Genomic DNA, 19,488 nt, shown 5'->3' with positions numbered 1-19,488 from the left:
GCCGGCTCAGAACACCGACAGGCCGGTCAGGGTCGTGAAGCGGTCCAGGGCGGCCACTCCCGCCACCGAGTTGCCTCGTTCGTCCAGGCCGGGACTCCATACGCAGAGCGTGCAGCGGCCCGGTACGACGGCGACGATGCCGCCGCCCACGCCGCTCTTGCCGGGCAGCCCGACCCGGTAGGCGAACTCGCCGGCCGCGTCGTAGGTACCGCAGGTCAGCATCACCGCGTTGACCTGCTTGGCCTGGCTGCGGGTGAGCAGCCGGGTGCCGTCGGCGCGGACGCCGTGCCGGGCGAGGAAGCCGGTGGCCAGGGCCAGGTCGGCGCAGGAGGCGGTGAGGGAGCACTGCCGGAAGTACTGGTCGAGCAGGACCGGCACGGCGTTGTCGATGTTGCCGTAGGAGGCCATGAAGTGGGCGAGGGCGGCGTTGCGGTCGCCGTGCATGGACTCGGAGGCGGCGACCTCCTCGTCGAAGCCGAGCGCGGGATTGCCGCTCTCCGCGCGCAGGAAGCCGAGGAGTTCGCCTGCCGCGTCACCGGTACGGGTGTGGAGGCGGTCGGTGACGACCAGCGCGCCCGCGTTGATGAACGGGTTGCGCGGGATGCCGTTCTCGTATTCCAGCTGGACGAGGGAGTTGAAGGGGTTGCCCGAGGGTTCGCGGCCCACGTGCTCCCAGAGTTCGTCCCCTTCGCGCGCCAGGTCGAGGGCGAGGGTGAAGACCTTCGTGAGGGACTGTGTGGAGAACGGCTCCCGCCAGTCCCCCACGCCGTACACCGTGCCGTCCGGCTCCGCGACGGCCATGCCGAAGCGGCGCGGGTCGCAGGCCGCGAGCGCCGGGATGTAGTCGGCGGGGCGGCCCCGGCCCGGGGTGCGCTCCATCTCCTCGGCGATGCGTTCCAGGACCGGCTGGAAGGCGCGGGACGACGTCTTTGGCATGATCACTATTGTGCCTCCGTGCCGGTCCTGGCGCGTCGTCGCGGACGCGGGCGCCGGACCGGCGGTGCCGGACGGGAGATGTCGGACGACGACGTCAGACGAGGGGTGCTCCGCTGCCCGCCAGGACCTCGGGGCGCAGCAGGTCGGCGAGCCGATCGGCGGGCAACAGGCCCTTTTCCAGGACGAGTTCGGCGACTCCTCGGCCGGTGCGCAGGGCCTCCTTGGCGATGTCGGTGGCGGCCGTGTACCCGATGTGCGGGTTGAGGGCGGTGACCAGGCCGATGGAGTTCTCGACGCTCGCGCGCAGCGCCTCGGTGTTGGCGGTGATGCCGTCCACGCAGCGGGTCGCGAGGGTGAGACAGGCTGCGCGCAGATGGGTGACGGACTCCGACAGGGAGTGCAGGATGATCGGCTCGAAGGCGTTGAGCTGGAGCTGCCCCGCCTCGGCGGCCATGGTGATGGTGACGTCGTTGCCGATCACCTCGAAGGCGACCTGGTTGACGACCTCGGGGATCACCGGGTTGACCTTGCCCGGCATGATGGAGGAACCGGCCTGCACGGGCGGCAGGTTGATCTCGCCGAGACCGGCGCGCGGCCCCGACGACAGCAGCCGCAGGTCGTTGCAGCTCTTGGAGAGCTTCACCGCGACCCGCTTCAGCACACCGGACATCTGGACGAACGCGCCGCAGTCCTGCGTGGCCTCGACCAGGTTGGCTGCGGTGACCAGCGGCAGACCGGTGAGGTGGGCGAGGTGGCGGCGGGCGGCCTCGGCGTATCCGGCGGGGGCGTTGAGGCCGGTGCCGATGGCCGTGGCCCCCAGATTGATCTCATGGATCAACTGGACGGCCTCGTCGAGACGGTTGCGGTCCTCGTCGATCATGACGGCGTAGGCCGAGAACTCCTGACCGAGCGTCATCGGGACCGCGTCCTGCAACTGCGTACGGCCCATCTTGAGCACGTCGCGGAACTCGACGGCCTTGCGGGCGAACGAGTCCTGGAGCACCGCCATCGCCCTGAGCAGTCCGCGTACCGCGAAGACCGTCGCTATCTTGACGGCGGTCGGATAGACGTCGTTGGTCGACTGGCCGAGGTTGACGTCCTCGTTGGGATGCAGGAACCGGTACTCCCCCTTCGCGCGGCCCAGCAGCTCCAGCGCCCGGTTGGCGATCACCTCGTTGGCGTTCATGTTGGTCGAGGTGCCCGCGCCGCCCTGGACGACGTCGACGACGAACTGGTCGTGCAGCTTTCCCGCGCGGATCTCACGGCAGGCGGCGACGATCGCGGCCGCCTTCTCGGGCGCCAGCAGACCGAGTTCCTCGTTGGCGAGGGCGGCGGCCTCCTTCACGGCGGCCAGGGCGTCGATGAGGTGGGGGTAGGCGGAGATCGGTGTCCCGGTGATGGGGAAGTTCTCCGTCGCGCGCAGGGTGTGCACACCCCAGTAGGCGTCGGCGGGAACGTCCCGGTCCCCGAGCAGATCGTGTTCGCTGCGGGTGACGGCGGCGGTCATGAGGGTGCGGCCTCTTTCTGGGGAACGGGGTGCGGGCGGTGGTGGAGGAGGAGCGGCCGGCTCGGGCGGTACGGGGTGACGTCCGCCCGAGCCGGTCGGGTGCCGGCCCGGTGGTGACCGGGGCGGCGGTTCAGGGGCCGGCCGCTCGCCCGACGGGCCGTGCCGGACCCGGCACGGCGGTCGTGGCGGCCTCTCGCCACGACCCGGGCGCGGCTTGCCCGGCCGGTGCGGCGGGGCGGCCGCCCGAGCGGTACGGCGCCGGCGGCGGCCGGACCGTCAGGCGCAGGCCCGTACGGTGACCGGGTCGAGCGCGCGGGCCGGGCGGACGCAGCCGACCGGTTCACCACCGCCGAGGAGGGCTTCGCCCGCGAACTCCGTGAGGAGGGCGGGGTCGACGCCGGCCCGGACGAGGGCGGCCGCGGTGACCGGGACGCGGGCGCGGTTCGCTCCGTCGGAGATCTTGACGGCCACGGCCCGGCCGTCCGGGAGCGCGGCCACCTCGACGCCCTCGAAGCCGTCCTTGGCGAGCAGACCGGGGACGGCCCGCATCAGGGCGGCCACATCGCGGCCGGAGCCGGAGGCCATCTCGGGGTGCTCGCGCATCGCGTCGGCGACCCGGGCCTCCGGCGTGCCGGGCTCGGAGGCGGTGACGCGGGCGGCGGCCCGGGCGAGGCCGTGCAGCGAGACGGAGAACAGGGGGGCGCCGCACCCGTCGACGGTGACCCGGGCGATCCGCTGCCCGGTGAGGTCCTCGACGATCTCGGCGATCGCCTGCTGGAGCGGGTGCGCCGGGTCGAGGTAGTCGTCGAGGGACCAGCCGTTGAGCTTGCAGGTGTACAGCATGGCCGCGTGCTTGCCGGAGCAGTTCTGGGCCAGTCGGTCGGGCGCGCGGCCCTCGCGTATCCACGCGTCGCGGACCGCCGGGTCGTACGGCAGGTCCGTGACGTTGCGCAGGTCGTCCTCCGAGACGCCCGCCAGCTCGAGGATCCGCCGGGTCCCGGCGAGGTGGCGTTCCTCGCCGGAGTGGCTGGCGGCGGCGAGCGAGAGCAGCTCGCCGTCGAGCGGCAGTCCGGCCCGGACCATGGCGACGGCCTGCACGGGCTTGACCGCCGAGCGCGGGTAGAAGGCGGCCTCGACGTCACCGAGCTGGAGTTCGATGTCGCCGCCCGCGCCGAGGACGACGACGGAGCCGTAGTGGATGCCCTCGGTCACGCCGCCGCGGACGAGGTGGGCGACGGGTGCGTGGAGGGGTTCGCGGATCGCGGGGGCGTCGGCGAGGGAACTGCTGTACATCACTGCCTGCATCGGTGGTGGGCGGTCGGCGGCCGGCCGCGGGGTCACGCGTCGGCCTTGGAGGAGGTGCGGGCGAGGTTGCGGCGGATGGCGTACCACCCGGCGACCAGCGCCGCGACGATCAGCGGCAGACACAGCACGGTGGTGCGTCCGGCGCCGCCGTCGGCGTACATGAGGACCAGGACCGACACGAGGAAGAACAGCGTCACGAGTTCGGTCCAGGGGGAGCCCGGCAGCCGGTAGTCCGGGCGGGTCAGCTCGCCCTTCTGGGTCTTCTGCCAGAAGAGGAGGTGACAGACCATGATCATGCCCCAGGTGGAGAGGATGCCGATCGCCGCGAAGTTCAGGACGATCTCGAAGGCGTCCGCCGGGACCACGAAGTTCAGCCCCACGCCCAGGACGCAGATACCGCTGGTGAGCAGGATGCCGCCGTACGGGACCTGGCTGCGGCTCATGACCGAGGTGAACTTCGGGGCGGAGCCGGACATCGCCATGGAGCGCAGGATGCGGCCGGTGGAGTACAGCCCGGAGTTGAGCGAGGACATGGCCGCGGTGAGGACGACGAGGTTCATCACGCCGCCCGCCGCCGGGATGCCGATGTTGGAGAGGACCGTCACGAAGGGGCTCTCGCCGGCCGTGTACTTGTTCCAGGGCAGCAGCATGGACAGCAGGACCACGGAGCCGACGTAGAACACGCCCACCCGCCACATGATCGAGTTGATCGCCTTCGGCATGATCTTCTCGGGGTTCTCGGTCTCGCCGGCGGCGACGCCGACCAGCTCGACGGAGGCGTAGGCGAAGACGACGCCCTGGATGATCAGCAGCATGGGCAGCAGGCCGCTCGGGAAGATGCCGCCGTTGTCGGTGATGAGGGACGGGCCGGGGGTGGCGCCGTCCACCGGGTGCTGGGTGACCAGCAGGAAGATGCCGATGCACATGAAGATCACCAGCGCGCTGACCTTGACGATGGCGAACCAGAACTCCAGTTCGCCGAAGATCTTCACCGAGATGAGGTTCACGGTGAGGACCACGGCCAGCGCGATGAGCGCGATCACCCACTGGGGTATGTCGGAGAACATGCCCCAGTAGTGGGTGTAGGTGGCCACCGCGGTGATGTCGGCGATGCCGGTGGTGGCCCAGTTCAGGAAGTACATCCAGCCTGCCGTGTACGCGCCCTTCTCGCCCATGAACTCGCGGGCGTAGGACACGAAGGCGCCCGAGGAGGGGCGGTACAGGACGAGTTCGCCGAGGGCGCGCACCACGAGGAAGGCGAAGACTCCGCAGACCGCGTAGGCGATGAAGAGGGACGGTCCGGCGTCGGCGAGCCGGCCGCCGGCGCCGAGGAAGAGCCCGGTGCCGATGGCGCCGCCGATGGCGATCATGTTGACGTGGCGGGACTTCAGCGACTTGCTGTAGCCCTCGTCGCCGGCGTCGACGTGACGGGTCGAGGGGCGCGTCTCGTCTTTGAGGTGCTGGTCGCTCACGCCGCGGGTCCGCCTTCCAGGGGGGTGTCCGTGCGCGGGGCGCGCACGATGTCGGTGAGGGTCGTCTCGACGCGGTCCAGGTGGTGGCTCATGGCTGCCACCGCGTCGGGCTCCGAACCGTCGACGAGTGCCTCGACGATCGCCCGGTGCTCGCGGTTGGACTGCTCGCGCCGTCCGCCCAGTTCGTTGAGGAAGGCCGACTGACGCGCCAGTGCGTCCCGGATCTCCTCGATGACCCGGCGGAACACCGGGTTCTGGGCGGCCTCGGCCACGGCCAGGTGGAACAGGGTGTCCATCGCGACCCACGCGGTGGTGTCCGTCTCCCGCTCCATGCGGTCGAGCAGGTGGGCCAGGTGGTCCAGGTTCTCCGGGGTGCGGCGCAGGGCCGCGTACCCGGCGACCGGGATCTCGACGTGCCGGCGTACCTCGAGCAGGTCGCTGGCCGCGTAGTCGCCGAAGGTGGGGTCTTCGACGGTGTTCGCGATCACAAAGGTTCCTTTGCCCGTCTTGGCGACGGTCAGGCCCATCGTCTGGAGGGCGCGCAGCGCCTCCCGCAGGACGGGCCGGGAGACCTCGAGGGTGCGGCAGAGCTCCGCCTCGGAGGGGAGCTTGTCGCCGATGGCGTACCGGCCGCGTTCGATGGCGCCGCGGAGGTGGGTGAGTACCGCTTCCATGGCGCTGACGCGCCGCGGCCCCGCACCACCTGTCTGGCTGTCTGACAGGTTCACGGAAGTGATACTCCGGGTGTCCGGCCACCGCTGTCAAGACACACCCTGAAACAAGAAATTCAGGGGGCGGGAAGTCTGAAAGGCGACTTCCCGCCCCCTGAGGGGTCCTGCCGGCCGTGTCGCCGGGGTGGTCAGCTGTCGAGGACTCCGGTCGCGAGCAGCCCGAACAGCGCCAGGCCGACGACGATCCGGTAGATGACGAACGCGTTGAAGGAGTGCTTGGCCACGAACTTCAGCAGCCAGGCGATAGAGGCGTAGGCGACGACGAAGGACACGGCGGTGCCGACCACCAGGGGCGCCGCGCCCGCCCCCGTGCCCAGGGCGTCCTTCAGCTCGTAGATCCCCGCACCGGTCAGGGCGGGGATCCCCAGGAAGAACGACAGCCGGGTGGCCGCCACCCGGTCCAGGTCGAGGATGAGCGCGGTCGACATGGTGGCGCCGGAGCGGGAGAAGCCGGGGAAGAGCAGCGCGAGGATCTGGGAGCTGCCGACCAGCATCGCGTCCTTGAACGAGGTGTCGCCCTCACCGCGCTTGTGCCGGCCCATCTGGTCGGCCGCCCACATCACGCCGCTGCCCGCGATCAGCGAGCCCGCGACCACCCACAGCGAGGCCAGCGGTCCCTCGATGAGCGGTTTCGCGGCGAGGCCGACGATCACGATGGGGATGGTCGCGTAGATCACCCACCAGGCGAACTTGTAGTCGTGGGAGTGACGCTCCTCACGGCTGCGCAGCCCCCGGAACCAGGCCGAGACGATCCGCACGATGTCCTTGCGGAAGTACACCAGCACCGCGGCGATCGCCCCCACCTGGATGACGGCGGAGAACCCGACGACCGCGTCGTCGTCGACCGGGATGCTCATCAGGCCCTCTGTGATCTTCAGATGGCCGGTGGAGGAGACGGGGAGGAACTCGGTCACTCCCTCGACGGCTCCGAGGACGACGGCTTGGCCGACGGAGATGGCGCTCATGGAATCCAGTTCTGAGAAGACGAATGTGTCGACGGCGTCGTGTACGCGCCGGTGTCGTACGAAGTCCTACCAGGCGCGGAGCCGGGCCGGAACGCACACAGTCCTACCAGGCGCGGAGCCGGGCCGGAACGCACACAGTCCTACCAGGCGCGGATGACCGGCTACGCCCCCGCCCAGTGGCCCATCGCCACACCGGCGGAGGCGGCTGCGAGACCCACCACCACGCTCGCCACGGCGTTGGCCGCGGCGTAGAGGCCCGCGCCGGTCTCGGTCAGCCGCAGGGTCTCGTAGGAGAACGTCGAGTACGTCGTCAGCGCGCCGCAGAGGCCCGTCCCCAGGAACAACCGCAGGTCGGGCCCGACCGCGGCGGCGCCGGTCAGGGTGCCCAGGATCAGACAGCCGGCGACGTTGACGGCGAAGGTGCCCCAGGGGAAGAGCGAGTCGTGCCGGGACTGCACCGCGCGGTCGGTCAGATAGCGGAGGGGGGCGCCGATCATGCCGCCGGCGACGACCACCAGCCAGTTCACAACTACTTCTTACCCTTCATGTCCGGATCGTCCTGCCTCTTGGCCTCGTTCGCGGCCCCGGTCCCCGGCCGGTCGGCGCCGCGGCCGACGTACCGGATGACCTCGCAGGGGTCGAGGATCACCATGCCCTCGGTGACCAGTTCGTCGAGCTCGGGCAGGAAGGCCCGCACCCGCTCCTCGGTGTCCACGACGACGATGGCGACCGGCAGGTCCTCGCTGAGGGAGAGCAGCCGGGAGGTGTGGATCAGGGAGGAGGCGCCGAAGCCCTCGATGCCCCGGAAGACGCTGGCGCCCGCGAGACCGGCCGCGTGGGCGCGGTGCACGATCTCCGAGTAGAGGGGTTTGCGGCGCCAGGTGTCGTTCTCGCCCACGAAGACGGTCAGCCGCAGGGCACTGCCGGTCAGTCTTGTCATCGCTGCCTCCGTCGGAGAACGCGGCGGGTCGCGGTGGCCGCCGACCACACCGCCAGGAGCGCCGCGCACAGCGTCGCGGCGAGATAGCCCAGGGCGGTGCCGGGGCGTCCCTCGCCGAACAGCTGCCGGATGTCGACGGCGTACGTCGAGAAGGTGGTGAAGCCGCCCAGCACCCCGGTGCCGAAGAAGGGGCGCACGAGCCGGTGGACGCTCACCGCCTCGCTGATCAGCACCAGGAAGACCCCGATGACCGCACAGCCCACGACGTTCACCCAGAACGTCGTCCAGGGGAATCCGCCGGGCTGGGCGGGCCACCACAGCGAGGCCGCGTAGCGGGCGGTGGCTCCGATACCGCCGCCGGCGGCCACGACGGCGACCACCGGGAGCTGACCCGTGCCGGTGCTGCCGCGGGCGGCGCCGGTGCGCAGGCTCTCGGCCTCCGGAGCTGTCATGTGGTACGTCTCCTGCCCGGGCCGGGAGCACCCCGTCTCCTCGAGGTGATCACCGACCGGGCACCAGCGTAACGCCGTCTCACTTGGTCGGGGGCGCCTCGCAGACCGCGATGCCCCGCTCCCAGAGGCTGCCCAGGACCAGCCGGCCGCCGGTCTCGCAGACGCTGGTGACCATGCGGAACCTCGAGCGGTGGTGGGTGAGGTGGTGGACGATCCGGCCGTCGTCGTCGACCGCGAGGACTCCCGCGGTGCCCGAGGGGCGGAACGGCGCGCGCCGGGCCAGGGAGGCGGCGCGGCGGCGTACGGCGGGGCCGGCGCGGTGCAGGAGGTCGAGCGGAGGAACGCGCGGGCCGGCCAGCGCCACCCAGAGGGGGCCGTCGGGCGCACCGCGCCACAGGTTGTCCGGGAACCCCGGCAGGTGCTCCACGAGGGGCTCGGCCTGTCCGGCCCGGGGGCCGGTGAGCTGGAACCGGGTGAGGCGGCGGGCGCCGGTCTCGGCGACGATCAGGAAGGAGTCGTCGCGGCCGCGCGCCAGGCCGTTGGCGAACTGGAGCCCTTCCAGGACGACTTCGGCCTCGCGGGCGCCGGGGGCGAGCCGCAGCAGGCGTCCGGTGCCGGTGTGTTCGACGAGGTCGCCGATCCAGTCCCGCAACGGGTGGACCTGGCTGGAGACGGTGAAGTAGACGGTGCCGTCGGGCAGGGCCACGACGTTGCTGCAGAAGCGCAGCCGCTCCCCCGCCGCCGACTCGGTCAGGACGCGGACGTTTCCGGGGCCGGCGTCGGGATCGAGGCGCAGCAGTGCGCCGTCCGCGCAGCACACCAACAGGTCGCCGTCCGGCAGGAGTTCGAGGCCCAGCGGGCGGCCGCCGATCTCGGCGACGTGCTCGACGCGAGCCGCGGGCGGGTCGTCGAGACCGTCGATCCGCAGGATCCGCCCGTCCGACACCCCGGTCAGTACCCGCCCTCTGGGGTCGGCGACGACGTCTTCGGGGCCGTGCCCGGGCAGGGTGAGGTACCTGAGGGGGACGAGAGGCGTCCGACGGTCCATAGGGGCCCGCCCTTCCTTCGACAGGCGGCCATCCTCGCAGGCGAGCCCGGGGCCGGCGGGCGGGGGGCGTGGGCTTTGCCGGGGTTTTCCGCGGGGCGGACCCTTCGCCCCTGCCGTCCCTCGCGACGCCCCCTACCAGCCCTTTTCGAACATCCGCGCCACTTCGGCGATGCGCATCTCGTCGCGCCGGTAGTAGGTGCGGCGCCCGATCCTCTCGGCGCGCAGCAGGCCGATGCCGGCGAGCAGGGTGAGGTGGGTGTTCGCCACCCGGCGGTGCACGCCGAGCTTCGCCGCGACGGCGTCCGCCGTGACGCCGTCCTCGGCGGGGTCGCCGTGCCGTTGCTGCGGGAAGTGCCGGGCCGGTTCCTTCAGCCACTCCAGGATGTCCAGTCGCCTCTCGCTCACGGGAGTCGTCAGCATCGTCGTCCCCTCTGTCCCGTCGGTCGGGGCTCCCTCGCACCGTCTCCCCACTCTTCCGCAGTCGGGGCCGCCCTGTCCCGAACTCCGTGGGCCTTGGCCGGGATCCAACACCCGTTGTGTGCAAGGCTGTTCGGTCGATCGGCCGGGAGAGGGGCCGGGAGGGGGGAGGGGCCCGGACGCGTGCTGCGGCCGGGCCCCGGCTGCGGGAGACGGTGGATCAGTGGTGGATCAGCGGTGGCTGAACCACGACATGGAGGACAGGGCCCGGTCGTCGTAGCCGAACAGGGCCTGGTTCTCCCAGCCGTTGCCGGACGCGGCGTCGGTCGGGTCCCAGCCGTTGCCGGTGACGGCGGTCCAGGTGGACTCCCAGTAGAAGACGCCGAGCCCGCGGCCGTTCGGGACGGCCTCGACGATGCTCGCCACGTCCTTCATCCACCGGGTCTGTCCGCTGACGGATGCCGGGTAGCCGGACACCAGCTCGCTCGGGAGGTCGATGATGTTCTCGTGCGCGTCCTCGCTGTCCAGCCGGAAGGGGTACGCCGTCTCGGCGACGTAGACCGGCTTGGCGTAGCGGGAGGCGGCGTCGTCGAGGGTGGTCTGGAAGTCGCCGAGGGTGCCGTGCCAGTACCCGTAGTAGGACAGGCCGATGACGTCGAACTTCACCCCGTTCGAGACCGCGTTGTCGAACCACCAGCGGGTGCCGGAGAGGTCGCCGCCCTTGGCCAGGTGCAGCGCCACGGCCGTGCCGGAGTCGACCGCCTTGACCGCGGCGTAGCCGGAGTTGAGCAGTCCGGCCAGTTGCGGCCAGTTGTCGGTGGAGCCCGCGGACCACAGCATGCCGCCGTTGATCTCGTTGCCGACCTGCACCATGTCCGCGGTGGTGCCCTGGGACTTCAGGGCGCTGAGGACGTCGTAGGTGTGGTTGTAGACGTCCGTCCTCAACTGGCTGTAGGAGTGTCCGACCCAGGCGGAGGGCACGGTCTGGGCGCCCGGGTCGGCCCAGATGTCCGAGTAGTGGAAGTCCACCAGGAGCTTCATGCCCTGCGCCTTGACGCGCTTGGCCGCCGCCAGGACCCGCGCCTTGTTGTTGTAGCCGTCGGCGGGGTTCACCCAGACCTTCAGCCGCGCGTAGTTCTGTCCGGCGCTCCGGAGAACTGCGAGTGCGTCCTGGGCGGTGCCGGAGCTGTTCCGGTAGACGCCGCCGAGGGCTTCGCTCTTGACGAGCGACGAGACGTCCGAGCCCTTGACGCTCAGGCCGGAGGAGCCCGGGGCGAAGGTCAGGTCGTCGACGTTGATCCAGTTCCCGGCGTTGGCGTCGGAGTTGACGCTGATGGTGCACTGGTTGTTCGTCACCGCGACGGAGGTGACGACGCGGATCCAGCCGGCGGCCGAGACCGGGATGTCGGTGCGCTGCTCGGCGCTGCCGCAGTTCTTCAGCGCGAGGTACGCGGAGTTCTGGCCGCCCCCGGAGCGCACCCAGGCGGTGAGCTTGTAGGTGCCGTTGGTGAGGCCGGACAGGTACTGGTACGTCTCGACCTTGTAGGCGGTGGCCGAGTAGTGCGAGAGGCGGTAACTGCCGCCGTGGCCACCGGACTCGGTGAAGGAGGCGGAGTTCTGCCCGGCGGCCGAGTACGTCGACCAGCCGGCCGGGGTCGCGGTGCCGGCCGCGCCGGTCTCGAAGCCGCCGTTGGTGAGGGTGCCGGCCGCCTGCGCGGTCTGCGCGGGCAGGGCGGTGAGGGCGAGCCCGGCGGTGAGCGGCAGCAGCAGGGCTCTGAGGGTGCGTCTGGGATGGAACATCGTCGTCCGTCGTCCCTTCGACGTGATGGGGTGGGGTTCCCTCGTGGGGTGAAGGGCCCCCTCCGCCCGCGGCTCGAGGCTCCACGGGCGAAGGGGGAGTCGGCTCAGCCGTCGAGTCGTACGACCCGGACGGCCCCCGCCGGGACCGCGAGGCGGCCGGCGGCGCGTTCGCCCGTCAGCAGTTCGGTGCCGGAGGTCTCCAGCGGCACCTTGGCGTCGGCGGCGGTGTGGTTGATCGCGAAGAGGTAGCTGCCCGTCCCGCCCGAGCGGCGTACGACCTCGACGTCGTGGGGCAGCTCCGCGCGCGGGACGATCGCCGCGTCCTCGGCGGCCAGGCCGAGCAGGGCGTCCAGACCCTCGGCGCCGAGGCGGGTGGAGACGTACCAGGCGGTGCCCTCGCCGAGCCGGTGGCGGGTGACGGCGGGCCGGCCCTCGGTGAGTCCTTCGGCGTACGTCCAGACGGTCTCGGCGCCGCGCGGCACCACGAACTCCGTCCACACGTCGCCGGTGAGTGCGCAGCCGTCGGGGCCTGTGACGCGCACGTTCTCGCCCGGGAGCAGCGGCGAGAACTCCTCGACGGTCAGGCCGAGGACGTCGCGCAGCGCGCCGGGAAAGGCGCCCTCGTGGACGGCGTCGTGCTCGTCGACGATGCCGGAGAAGTACGACACGACGAGGGTGCCGCCGCTCGCGACGTACTCCCTGAGGTTGTTGCCGGCCGCTTCCGTCATCAGGTACAGGGCGGGCACCACGACCAGCGGGTACGCGGACAGGTCGGCCTCGGGGTGGGCGAAGTCGACGGTGAGGTGGCGGTCGTAGAGGGCTTCGTAGAAGGCGTCGGCGCGCTCGCGCGGGTCGGCGTCCTCGCTGGGCCGCCAGGCGAGGTTCTGCGCCCACCAGGAATGCCAGTCCCACAGGACCGCGACATCGGCCTCGGTGCGGGTGCCGCGGATCGTGCCGAGCGAGTCGAGGCTCGCGCCGAGCTCGACGACCTCGTTCCACACACGGGTGTCGGTACCGCCGTGCGGGACCATCGCAGAGTGGAACTTCTCGGCGCCGCGCCGGGACTGCCGCCACTGGAAGAACATGGCGCCCTCGGAACCGCGGGCCACATGACCGAGGGAGTTGCGGGCCATCTGGCCGGGGGCCTTCGCGGGGTTGCGCGGCTGCCAGTTGACGCCCGAGGTGGAGTGCTCCAGCAGGATCCAGGGGGCGCCGCCGGCGACGGAACGGGTGAGGTCGGCGGCCATCGCGAGGTTGACGTGGGTGCGGCGGCCGTCGGTGATCAGATAGTGGTCGTTGGTGACGATGTCGACCTCGCGGCCCCAGGCCCAGTAGTCGACCGAGTCGCACTGGCTGAGGGCGGTCATGAAGTTGGTCGTCACCGGGACGCCGGGCGCGAGCCGGTGCAGGATGTCCCGCTCCGCACGGAAGTTCTCGCGCATGGTGGCGTCGGCGAACCGCTTGTAGTCCAGGGCCTGCCCCGGGTTGCCGACGGTCGGCGTGGCCCGCGGCGGGTTGACGTCCTCGAAGCCGGCGTAGCGCTGGCCCCAGAAGGCGGTGCCCCAGGCTTCGTTGACGGCGTCGACCGTGCCGTACGTCGTCTCCAGCCAGCGGCGGAAGTGGGCGGCGCAGGAGTCGCAGTAGCAGGCGGAGACGGGGACGCCGTACTCGTTGTGCACGTGCCACATCGCCAGCGCCGGGTGGTCGCCGTAGCGCTCGGCGAGGCGCGTGGTGATGTTCGCGGCGGCCGCGCGGTAGTCCGCGTTGCTGTGGCATATCGCGGCGCGGGAGCCGAACTCGTAGCGCACGCCCTCGGCGGTCACGGGCAGCGCGTCGGGGTGCTCGCGGTAGAACCAGACCGGTGGCGCCACGGTGGGCGTGCCCAGGTCGACGCGGATGCCGTTGTCGTGCAGCAGGCCGATGACGCGGTCCAGCCAGCCGAAGTCGTACGTGCCGGGTGAGGGCTCCAGCAGGGCCCAGGAGAAGATCCCGACGCTCACCATGGTGACGCCGGCCTCCCGCATCAGCCGGACGTCGTCCTGCCAGACGCTTTCCGGCCACTGCTCGGGGTTGTAGTCCCCACCGAAGGCGAGCCTGGTGAGGCCCCTGGGGCTGGTCTCCGGCATTGGATCTCTCCCGTTTTGGCGATCATTTGGGAACGTGCACACACAACGATGCCGCTCGGAGCCCAACATAACCGCACAGCAACAACCATTGACAAGTGTCCGGGATGTTTCTCTACTGTGAACGCTCACAGACAGCAGGACGGGCTCTCGCCACGGGCGGGGGCTCGGCTCATGTGATCGCATGGCAGGTTTTCGCACCGGGCGAAAACCCAGGTCAGGGGAGAGATCCATGCCCAACACGAAGCGCCGGCGGCTCTTTGTCAGAGGTGCAGCTTCCACCATCGCCGTCGCCCTCGGCGCCACCGCACTCGCCGCCTGCGGGTCGTCCGACGACGACAGCGACGCCGAGTCCGGTCCGGTCTCGCTCACGTACTGGACGTGGACACCGGGCATGGACAAGGTCGTGGACCTGTGGAACAAGGGCCAGGGCAAGAAGGACCGGATCACGGTCACGGTGAAGAAGCAGGCGTCCGGCGACACGCTGGTCACCAAGATCCTCACCGCGCACAAGGCCGGCAAGGCCCCCGACCTGGTCCAGGCCGAGTACCAGGCCCTGCCGACGCTGGTCAGCAATGACGCGCTGGCCGACATAGCGAAGAACGTCGGCGACGCGAAGGCCAAGTTCGCCGACGGCGTCTGGCAGCAGACGACGCTGGGCACGGACGCCGTCTACGCCGTGCCGCAGGACATCGGCCCGATGATGTTCTACTACCGCGCGGACCTCTTCAAGAAGTACGGCCTGACGGTCCCTGCGACCTGGGAGCAGTTCGCGCAGACCGCCCGCGCACTGAAGAAGAAGGCCCCCGGCACGGACCTGACCACCTTCTCCGCCAACGACTCCGGCCTCTTCGCGGGCCTCGCCCAGCAGGCCGGCGCCAAGTGGTGGACCACCTCGGGCGACAAGTGGAACGTCGGCATCGCCGACGCGGCCACCAAGAAGGTCGCCGGCTTCTGGGGCGGCCTCGTCAAGGAGGGCGCCATCGACAACCAGCCGATGTACACGCCCGCCTGGAACAAGGCGCTGAACACCGGCAAGCAGATCGCCTGGGTCTCCGCCGTGTGGGCCCCGGGCACGTTGACCACCGCCGCGCCCGACACCAAGGGCAAGTGGGCCATGGCCCCGCTCCCCCAGTGGTCGGACAGCGAGAACGTCACCGGCAGCTGGGGCGGATCCTCCACGGCCGTGACGACGGACTCCGCGCACAAGGCGGCCGCCGCGAAGTTCGCCGCCTGGCTCAACACCGACGGCGACGCCCTCACCGCGCTGGCCAAGGAGGGCGGCATCTACCCGGCCTCCACGTCCGCCCAGCTCAGCGGCGCCTTCACCACCCCGCCGGACTACTTCTCGAACCAGGCGGACTTCTACACCACCGCAGCCAAGATCGCGAAGACCACGGCGCCGTCCGCCTGGGGCCCGAACGTGAACGTCGCCTACACGACCTTCAAGGACGCGTTCGGCGCCGCCGCGAAGGACAAGTCGGACTTCTCCGCCGCCCTGGACAAGGTGCAGGCGGACACCGTCGCCGATATGAAGAAGCAGGGCTTCGAGGTCTCCGAGTGACAGTCGCACGCCGGAGGTCGTACGGGGTCAAGGGCGCCCCGTACGGCTTCCTCGTCCCCGCCACGATCCTCTTCGCCCTGTTCTTCGCGCTGCCCATCGGCTACGCGGTGTGGCTCAGTTTCCGCAAGGTGCACGTCTCCGGCCTCGGCCTGGGCTCGGGTGCGCGCAGCGAGGTCTGGGCCGGCGTCGAGAACTACACCGACGCCTTCACCGACAGCGAGCTGCTCGACGGCGCGCTGCGCGTCCTCGGCTACGGCTGCATCGTCGTCCCCGTGATGCTGGGCCTGGCACTGCTGTTCGCGCTGATGCTCGACTCGGACAAGGTGCGGCTCGCCCCCTTCACCCGGCTCGCGATCTTCCTGCCGTACGCCATCCCCGGCGTGGTGGCCGCGCTGCTGTGGGGCTTCCTGTACCTGCCGGACGTCAGCCCGTTCTACTTCGTGCTGGCGAAGCTGGGCATGCCGCAGCCCGACCTGCTGGACGGGGGTCCGCTGTACCTCGCCCTGTCGAACATCGCGGTCTGGGGCGGCACGGGGTTCAACATGATCGTCATCTACACCTCGTTGCAGGCCATTCCGGCCGAGGTCTACGAGGCGGCGAAGCTGGACGGCGCCACCCCGTCGCAGATCGCCCTGCGGATCAAGATCCCGATGGTGGCGCCCTCCCTGGTGCTGACCTTCTTCTTCTCGATCATCGCCACGCTCCAGGTGTTCAACGAGCCGACCACGCTCAAGCCGCTCACCAACTCGGTCTCCACCACGTGGAGTCCGCTGATGAAGGTGTACCGGGACGCGTTCGGCACCGGTGACATCCACCAGGCGGCCGCCGAGGCCGTGATCATCGCTTTCGTCACGCTGGTGCTGTCCTTCGGCTTCCTGCGGGCCGCCAACCATCGCAACAAGCAGGAGGCAGCGCGATGAGTTCTCTCGCCGTCCGGAAGGCGCCCCCGGCAGCCGGGGCCACGAGCGCGGCGCGGAGCCGTCCGCCGTTGCGCGGCCGGATCGCACTGGCGCCGACGATCACCCTGCTGCTGGGCGCCGTCTACTGCCTGCTGCCGGTGGCGTGGGTGGTGATCGCGTCTACCAAGTCCGGCAGCGAGCTGTTCTCCACGTTCACGTTCCTGCCGGGCAGCGGCTTCACGGACAACGTCCGCGACCTCGACGCCTACCGTGACGGCATCTACTGGCAGTGGATGGCCAACTCCGCGCTGTACGCGGTGCTCGGCGCGCTGCTGTCGACGGCAGTGTCGGCGTTCAGCGGCTACGCGCTGGCGACCTACCGCTTCCGGGGTCGCGAGACGATGTTCAACGTCCTCCTCGCGGGGGTGCTGATGCCGCCGATCATCCTCGCCATCCCCCAGTACCTGCTGATGGCGAAGGCGGACCTGACGGACTCCCACTGGTCCGTGCTGCTGCCGCAGATCCTCTCGCCCTACGGCGTCTACCTCTCGCGCATCTACGCGGCCGCGGCCGTGCCGAGCGACGTGGTGGAGGCCGGCCGGATGGACGGGGCGAGCGAGTGGCGGATCTTCACCAGGATCGCGCTGCCGATGATGGTGCCCGGCATGGTGACGGTGTTCCTGTTCCAGTTCGTGGCGATCTGGAACAACTTCCTGCTGCCCTACATCATGCTCAGCGACGACGAGAAGTTCCCGCTCACGCTCGGCCTGTTCACCCTCCTCGAACAGGGCGCCAACACCCCGGCGCTCTACACCCTGGTGATCACCGGCGCGTTCCTCGCGGTGATCCCGCTCGTGGCGCTGTTCCTGGTCATTCAGCGGTTCTGGAGCCTCGATCTGCTGTCCGGAGCCGTAAAGTCGTGACCTTGACTTCGTCCCCCCGCCTGAAGGCGGGGGTTTCCAGCGGTCGCCCGCTGGGGTTCCTGCTTCACCGACGACCGCCCCGTCCGGGAGGACTCCCGTTGAGGTCTTACACCGTCTCCACAGGCAGACACCGCCAGCCCGGCGGCCAGGATGTTGTGTGCCGCGTTCACGTCGCGGTCATGCACGGCACCGCAGTGCCCGCATGTCCACTCGCGGACGTTCAGCGGCAGCTTCCCGCGGACCGTGCCGCAGGTTCCGCACAGCTTGGAGCTGGGGAAGAAGCGGTCGATCACGACGAGTTCGCGCCCGTACCAGGCACACTTGTACTCCAGCATGAAGCGCAGGTCCGTCCAGGCCGCATCCGAGATGGCGCGCGCGAGCTTGCCGTTCTTCAGCAGGTTGCGGACGGTGAGGTCCTCGATCACGACCGTTTGGTTCTCACGGACGAGACGAGTCGACAGCTTGTGCAGGAAGTCGCGGCGCCGGTCGGCGATCCGCGCGTGGACCTTGGCGACGCGACGCCGGGCTTTCTCCCGGTTCGCCGAGCCCTTCGCCTTGCGCGACAGCTCACGCTGCGCCTTGGCGAGACGGGCGCGGTCACGGCGCTCGTGCTTGGGGTTGGCGATCTTCTCCCCGGTGGACAGGGTCACCAGGGAGGTGATCCCGGCGTCCAGGCCGACCGCCGCCGTCGTGGCGGGGGCCGGGGCGATGCTGTCCTCGCACAGCAGGGACACGAACCAGCGTCCCGCCGCGTCGCGGGACACGGTCGCCGTGGTCGGCTCCGCACCCTCGGGCAGGCGGCGCGACCAGCGGATGTCCAGGGGCTCCGCCATCTTGGCGAGCGTGAGCTGTCCGTCGCGCCAGGTGAAGGCGCTGCGGGTGTACTCGGCCGACGACCGGGACTTCTTCCGCGACTTGTAGCGCGGATACTTCGCGCGCCTGGCGAAGAAGCTGGCGAACGCCGTCTGAAGATGGCGCAGCGCCTGCTGGAGCGGAACCGAGGACACCTCGGTCAGGAAGGCCAGTTGTTCGGTCTTCTTCCACTGGGTGAGCGCGGCGGAGGACTGCACGTAGGAGACGCGGCGCTGCTCGCCGTACCAGGCCCGGGTGCGCTCTTCCAGCGCCTTGTTGTACACGAGGCGGACGCAGCCGAACGTACGCGACAGCTCAGCCGCCTGCTCGTCCGTGGGGTAGAAGCGGTACCTGAACGCCCGCTTGACCTGCTCCGCCATACCTCACACTCCATCAGCTCCCCTGTGAGTGACGGATGTCGGCCGGTGGGCGGTGGACGCCGGTCCGCCCTGGCTTCGTCTCCTCCCCGGCCTGAAGGCCGGGGTATCCACGAAAGAGGGCCCCAATGAACAAGGGTGCGGGGGCCCGGCGCAGACCGCCGACCATCCACGACGTGGCGCGGGAGGCAGGGGTCTCCCGGGGCACCGTCTCGCGCGTGCTCAACGGGGGCCACTACGTCAGCCCTGCCGCGGCCGAGGCCGTCGACGCCGCCATCCGCCGGACGGGCTACGTCGTGAACCGGCACGCCCGTTCCCTGATCACCGGGCGTTCCGACTCGGTGGGCTTCCTGCTGACGGAGCCTCAGGAACGGTTTTTCGAGGACCCCAACTTCAATGTCCTGCTGCGCGGCTGCACGCAGGCACTGGCCGGGCACGACATCCCCCTGCTGCTGATGCTGGCCGGCACCGAGGACGAGCGGCGGCGCATCACCCGGTACATCACCGCCGGGCACGTCGACGGGGTGCTGCTGGTCTCCAGCCACTCCGGGGACCCCATCGCCACGGAGCTGCGCGAGGCGGGCGTCCCGCTGGTCGCGTGCGGCAAGCCGATCGGGCTCGGGTCCAAGGTGAGTTACGTGGCCGCTGACGACCGGGACGGCGCCCGCGACATGGTGCGTCATCTGCTGGCGCAGGGCCGTCGGCGGGTCGGTGTGGTCACCGGTCCGCTGGACACCCCCGGCGGCGTGGAGCGGCTCGCCGGCTACCGCGAGGTGCTCGCGGAGGCGGGCGTCGACCACGACGAGCGGCTCGTCGTCTCCGGTGACTACAGCCGGGCCAGCGGCGAGGCGGGCGCCGAGCGGCTGCTGGCGCAGGCGCCGGACCTCGACGCGGTGTTCGTCGCGTCCGACCTGATGGCGCAGGGCGTGCTGACCGCGCTGCACCGGGCGGGCAGGCGGGTGCCGCAGGACGTCGCGGTCGGCGGTTTCGACGACTCCCCGGCGGCGACCGCGGTCAGCCCCTCCCTCACCACCATCCGTCAGCCCTGGGACCGGATCAGCAACGAGATGGTCCGGGTGCTGCTCGCCCAGATCGGGGGCGAGGACCCGGCGGCGGTGATCCTGCCGACGGAGCTGGTGAAGCGGGAGTCGACGTAGCCGGAGCGGACGCGGCCGGA

Annotated in this window: 18 protein-coding genes; 4 read left to right on the top strand and 14 right to left on the bottom strand. The window is 70.6% G+C overall.

What is annotated here, in order from left to right; all coding sequences use genetic code 11:
• Positions 1-6: 6 nt before the first annotated feature.
• The 13 genes from OHS71_RS36875 to OHS71_RS36815 all read right to left on the bottom strand — a co-directional run bounded on the left by OHS71_RS36875 (position 7) and on the right by OHS71_RS36815 (position 13,699).
• On the bottom strand, positions 7-936 hold the full coding sequence (locus OHS71_RS36875) for a glutaminase (protein ID WP_328483663.1): 930 nt from the start codon (positions 934-936) through the stop codon (positions 7-9).
• Between the two features lie 94 nt (positions 937-1,030).
• A complete protein-coding gene (gene aspA, locus OHS71_RS36870; RefSeq protein WP_328483662.1) occupies positions 1,031-2,443 on the bottom strand; it encodes an aspartate ammonia-lyase in 1,413 nt (470 codons plus the stop codon).
• Positions 2,444-2,719: 276 nt separating this feature from the next.
• Positions 2,720-3,736 carry an asparaginase gene (locus tag OHS71_RS36865; RefSeq protein ID WP_328483661.1) on the bottom strand — a complete coding sequence of 339 codons (1,017 nt, stop codon included), beginning with the start codon at positions 3,734-3,736 and terminating at the stop codon, positions 2,720-2,722.
• 44 nt (positions 3,737-3,780) lie between these two features.
• On the bottom strand, positions 3,781-5,220 hold the full coding sequence (locus tag OHS71_RS36860; protein ID WP_328483660.1) for an amino acid permease: 1,440 nt from the start codon (positions 5,218-5,220) through the stop codon (positions 3,781-3,783).
• Positions 5,217-5,894 (bottom strand): FadR/GntR family transcriptional regulator, encoded by a 678-nt coding sequence (locus OHS71_RS36855; protein WP_328484765.1) that lies wholly within the window; start codon positions 5,892-5,894, stop codon positions 5,217-5,219. The genes OHS71_RS36860 and OHS71_RS36855 overlap by 4 nt, the downstream gene beginning before the upstream one ends.
• A 185-nt stretch (positions 5,895-6,079) precedes the next feature.
• Positions 6,080-6,916 carry an undecaprenyl-diphosphate phosphatase gene (locus OHS71_RS36850; protein ID WP_328483659.1) on the bottom strand — a complete coding sequence of 279 codons (837 nt, stop codon included), beginning with the start codon at positions 6,914-6,916 and terminating at the stop codon, positions 6,080-6,082.
• A 161-nt stretch (positions 6,917-7,077) separates the two neighbouring features.
• Positions 7,078-7,443 carry a fluoride efflux transporter CrcB gene (gene crcB, locus OHS71_RS36845; RefSeq protein WP_328483658.1) on the bottom strand — a complete coding sequence of 122 codons (366 nt, stop codon included), beginning with the start codon at positions 7,441-7,443 and terminating at the stop codon, positions 7,078-7,080.
• A gap of 2 nt (positions 7,444-7,445) precedes the next feature.
• Positions 7,446-7,856 carry a DUF190 domain-containing protein gene (locus OHS71_RS36840; RefSeq protein WP_328483657.1) on the bottom strand — a complete coding sequence of 137 codons (411 nt, stop codon included), beginning with the start codon at positions 7,854-7,856 and terminating at the stop codon, positions 7,446-7,448.
• A complete protein-coding gene (gene crcB, locus OHS71_RS36835) occupies positions 7,853-8,308 on the bottom strand; it encodes a fluoride efflux transporter CrcB (RefSeq protein ID WP_328483656.1) in 456 nt (151 codons plus the stop codon). Before crcB (OHS71_RS36835) ends, OHS71_RS36840 begins: the two co-directional genes overlap by 4 nt.
• Before the next feature lie 79 nt (positions 8,309-8,387).
• Positions 8,388-9,356, bottom strand: coding sequence for an SMP-30/gluconolactonase/LRE family protein (locus OHS71_RS36830; RefSeq protein WP_328483655.1), 969 nt, complete (start codon positions 9,354-9,356; stop codon positions 8,388-8,390).
• Between the two features lie 132 nt (positions 9,357-9,488).
• On the bottom strand, positions 9,489-9,776 hold the full coding sequence (locus OHS71_RS36825; RefSeq protein WP_328483654.1) for an ArsR/SmtB family transcription factor: 288 nt from the start codon (positions 9,774-9,776) through the stop codon (positions 9,489-9,491).
• A 228-nt stretch (positions 9,777-10,004) separates the two neighbouring features.
• Entirely contained in the window at positions 10,005-11,573 is a 1,569-nt protein-coding gene (locus tag OHS71_RS36820) for a glycoside hydrolase family 53 protein (protein ID WP_328483653.1), read from the bottom strand.
• Between the two features lie 104 nt (positions 11,574-11,677).
• Positions 11,678-13,699, bottom strand: coding sequence for a beta-galactosidase (locus OHS71_RS36815; protein ID WP_328483652.1), 2,022 nt, complete (start codon positions 13,697-13,699; stop codon positions 11,678-11,680).
• A 229-nt stretch (positions 13,700-13,928) separates the two neighbouring features.
• Between OHS71_RS36815 and OHS71_RS36810 the strand changes: the two genes are divergently transcribed.
• Genes OHS71_RS36810 through OHS71_RS36800 form a run of 3 tightly spaced genes read left to right on the top strand, consistent with a single transcriptional unit; the run spans position 13,929 to position 17,082 of the window.
• A complete protein-coding gene (locus OHS71_RS36810) occupies positions 13,929-15,260 on the top strand; it encodes an ABC transporter substrate-binding protein (protein WP_328483651.1) in 1,332 nt (443 codons plus the stop codon).
• Positions 15,257-16,180, top strand: coding sequence for a carbohydrate ABC transporter permease (locus tag OHS71_RS36805; RefSeq protein ID WP_328483650.1), 924 nt, complete (start codon positions 15,257-15,259; stop codon positions 16,178-16,180). Before OHS71_RS36810 ends, OHS71_RS36805 begins: the two co-directional genes overlap by 4 nt.
• On the top strand, positions 16,177-17,082 hold the full coding sequence (locus OHS71_RS36800) for a carbohydrate ABC transporter permease (RefSeq protein ID WP_328483649.1): 906 nt from the start codon (positions 16,177-16,179) through the stop codon (positions 17,080-17,082). The genes OHS71_RS36805 and OHS71_RS36800 overlap by 4 nt, the downstream gene beginning before the upstream one ends.
• Here OHS71_RS36800 and OHS71_RS36795 read toward each other — a convergent pair.
• On the bottom strand, positions 17,034-18,314 hold the full coding sequence (locus tag OHS71_RS36795) for an RNA-guided endonuclease InsQ/TnpB family protein (RefSeq protein ID WP_328483648.1): 1,281 nt from the start codon (positions 18,312-18,314) through the stop codon (positions 17,034-17,036). The genes OHS71_RS36800 and OHS71_RS36795 overlap by 49 nt on opposite strands.
• 125 nt (positions 18,315-18,439) lie before the next feature.
• On the opposite strand from OHS71_RS36795, the gene OHS71_RS36790 reads away from it, so the two are divergent.
• A complete protein-coding gene (locus OHS71_RS36790) occupies positions 18,440-19,468 on the top strand; it encodes a LacI family DNA-binding transcriptional regulator (RefSeq protein WP_328483647.1) in 1,029 nt (342 codons plus the stop codon).
• Positions 19,469-19,488: the final 20 nt, after the last annotated feature.

The sequence above is a fragment of the Streptomyces sp. NBC_00377 genome, assembly GCF_036075115.1.
In the GTDB taxonomy this organism is placed as follows: Bacteria; Actinomycetota; Actinomycetes; order Streptomycetales; family Streptomycetaceae; genus Streptomyces.
Note: the sequence above shows the minus strand (reverse complement) of the source record. Positions and strands in the feature narration are given on the sequence as shown.